The following is a 2,654-nucleotide window of genomic DNA, read 5'->3' on the forward strand; positions in this document are numbered from 1 at the left end:
CGTCCCGAGGGTCCCCGCGGCGGGGAGCGCGCGCCGCGCGGTGACCTCGCCGCCCGGCGCGCCCGCCTGCGTGAGGTCATCGAGCCCGTGGTCACCGCGACCGGGTACGACCTCGAGGACCTCTCCGTCTCCCGGGCCGGTCGCCGGCACGTGGTGCGGGTGATCGTGGACGCGGACGGCGGCGTCAACCTGGACGCGGTCGCCGACGTCTCGCGGGCCGTCTCCGCCGCGCTGGACGAGGCCGAGGAGGCCGGCGGCGACATCGTGGCCGGCGAGTACCAGCTCGAGGTCAGCTCGCCGGGCGTGGATCGGCCGCTGACCCTGCCCCGCCACTGGCGGCGCAACGTCGGCCGGCTGGTCAAGGTGACCGCCCGCGCCGCGGAGGGCGCCGACCGGCAGGTCACCGGCCGCATTCTGGCCGCCGACGACGAGCGGGTGACGCTCGAGACCGAGGCCGGCCCCGCGGAGTTCACGTACTCCGACCTCGGCCCCGGCCGGGTGCAGGTGGAGTTCACCCGCCTCGACGAGGCGGTGGACGAGGCCGGCGACACCGACGACTTCGACGACTTTGACGACGACGATGATGTGGAGGACGAGGAGAGGTGAACATCGACCTCGCGGCGCTGCGCGCACTGGAGCGCGAGCGGGAGATCCCGTTCGACACGATCCTCGCGGCGATCGAGACCGCGTTGCTGACCGCCTACCGGCACACCGAGGGCGCGGAGTCCCACGCCCGGGTGGAGATCGACCGTAAGTCCGGCGCGGCCCTGGTGTACGCGCAGGAGCTGGACGACGACGGCACCGTGGTACGGGAGTGGGACGACACCCCGCACGACTTCGGCCGGATCGCCGCCATGACCGCCAAGCAGGTGATCCTCCAGCGTCTGCGGGAGGCCACCGACGAGGTGCACTTCGGCGAGTACGTGGGTCGCGACGGCGACCTGGTGACCGGCGTCGTGCAGGCGCACGAGGCGCGGGCGGAGAAGGGCATCGTCAGCGTCGACCTGGGCAAGCTGGAGGGCGTCCTGCCGCAGTCGGAGCAGGTGCCCGGCGAGCGGTACGCCCACGGCGAGCGGATCCGCTGCGTCGTGGTGCACGTCGCCAAGGGAATGCGCGGGCCGCAGATCACGCTGTCCCGGTCGCACCCGGCGCTGGTGAAGAAGCTCTTCGCCCTGGAGGTGCCGGAGATCGCCGACGGAACGGTCGAGATCGGCGCCATCGCACGTGAGGCAGGTCACCGGACGAAGATCGCGGTCCGGTCCACCGCCCCCGGTGTGAACGCCAAGGGCGCCTGCATCGGCCCCATGGGGCAGCGGGTGCGGGCGGTGATGAGCGAGCTGCACGGTGAGAAGATCGACATTATCGACTGGTCGGACGACCCGGCGACGTTCGTCGGCAACGCGCTCTCGCCGGCCAAGGCCCTGCGGGTCGAGGTGGTCGACCTGGCCGGCCGGGCCGCACGGGTGACCGTTCCGGACTTCCAGCTGTCGCTGGCGATCGGCCGGGAGGGGCAGAATGCCCGTCTTGCCGCCCGTCTGACCGGTTGGCGGATCGACATCCGGTCCGACGCGGAGCAGGCCGGTGCGGCAAACCGGGGCGGAGCTGATCACGTCCCGGAGCCGGGCGGCGCGATCTCGGGCAGCTAGGGGTAGACTTCCCCCAGTGGTACGACGCGTGGCGCCGGTGCGCACCTGTGTGGGTTGCCGGCGACGTGCGCCGGCCAGCGAGTTGTTGCGGATAGTCGCGGTTGGTGACGAGGCTGGACACAGCCTCCGACCTGATCCGGCCCGCATACTGCCGGGTCGGGGAGCGAACATGCACCCGGATCCGGCCTGCTTCGCGCAGGCAGTGCGGCGGCGCGCCTTCGGGCGGGCGCTGCGCGTGACCGGGGTCCCTGACCACCGGGAGCTGGCGGAGCACGTCGATGCGCCAACCACTACGTCCGGTCAACCCGAGCGGACGAGGGTCGCTAGCAAGGTAGGACGACCGACATGAGCACACGATGAAGTCCCTGAAATGACCAGGCTTCAAGTGCAGGAGTGAGGTCGCTGCGGGTGCTGCCCGCACGACCTCGGAGTGAGGAGTGCAGTGGCAGGTAAGGCCCGCGTACACGAGCTAGCCAAGGAGCTCGGGGTCGAAAGCAAGACCGTTCTCGCCAAGCTCAAGGAGATGGGCGAGTTCGTCAAGTCCGCGTCCAGCACCGTCGAGGCGCCCGTCGCCCGACGGCTGCGTGGCGCCTTCGTCGCGTCCGCCGGTGGTTCCTCGGCGCCGACCGCCACGCCGGCGGCGGCCTCGAGCCCGGCACCGACCCCGACGCCGTCCCCGTCCCCGACCCCGGGTGCACCCCGGGTCTCGGCCAAGCCGATGCCGCCGCGGCGGCCGGCCGCGCCGGCACCCGGTCCGAAGCCCAAGGGCCCGGTTCCCGGCCCGCCGCAGCCGGCGGCCCCGGTCGCCAAGCCGGCGAGCGCACACGACATCGAGGTGGCGGCCGCGGAGGCGCGTGCCGCCGCGCTGAAGGCCGAGCAGGAGGCCGCGGTCAAGGCCGCGCAGGCCGCTCGCCAGCAGCAGCGTGAGAACGTCCGTCGGGAGCCCCCCACCGAGGGTGGCCCCCGTCCGGGTCCGCGTCCGGGCCCGAACGCGGCTCCTTCGCGTCC

General features: G+C 72.9%; 4 protein-coding genes. All 4 read left to right on the forward strand.

Features of this window, described 5'->3' with window-relative positions:
- Positions 1–606, forward strand: a 606-nt coding sequence (rimP, locus tag AB0I76_RS27210; protein ID WP_357041175.1) for a ribosome maturation factor RimP, incomplete at its 5' end; no start/stop codon positions are given.
- Positions 603–1,646, forward strand: a complete 1,044-nt coding sequence (gene nusA / locus AB0I76_RS27215) for a transcription termination factor NusA (RefSeq protein ID WP_357041178.1) — start codon at positions 603–605, stop codon at positions 1,644–1,646. The genes rimP and nusA, both read left to right, overlap by 4 nt.
- Positions 1,647–1,662: 16 nt before the next feature.
- The gene (locus AB0I76_RS27220) at positions 1,663–1,995 is read left to right on the forward strand and encodes a YlxR family protein (RefSeq protein ID WP_357041181.1); all 333 of its coding nucleotides are present in this window, start codon (positions 1,663–1,665) and stop codon (positions 1,993–1,995) included.
- A 93-nt stretch (positions 1,996–2,088) separates the two neighbouring features.
- A partial coding sequence (locus AB0I76_RS27225; RefSeq protein ID WP_357041184.1) for a translation initiation factor IF-2 N-terminal domain-containing protein occupies positions 2,089–2,654 on the forward strand: 566 nt, incomplete at its 3' end.

This window comes from Micromonospora sp. NPDC049799 (genome assembly GCF_040656655.1).
Taxonomy (GTDB): Bacteria; Actinomycetota; Actinomycetes; order Mycobacteriales; family Micromonosporaceae; genus Micromonospora.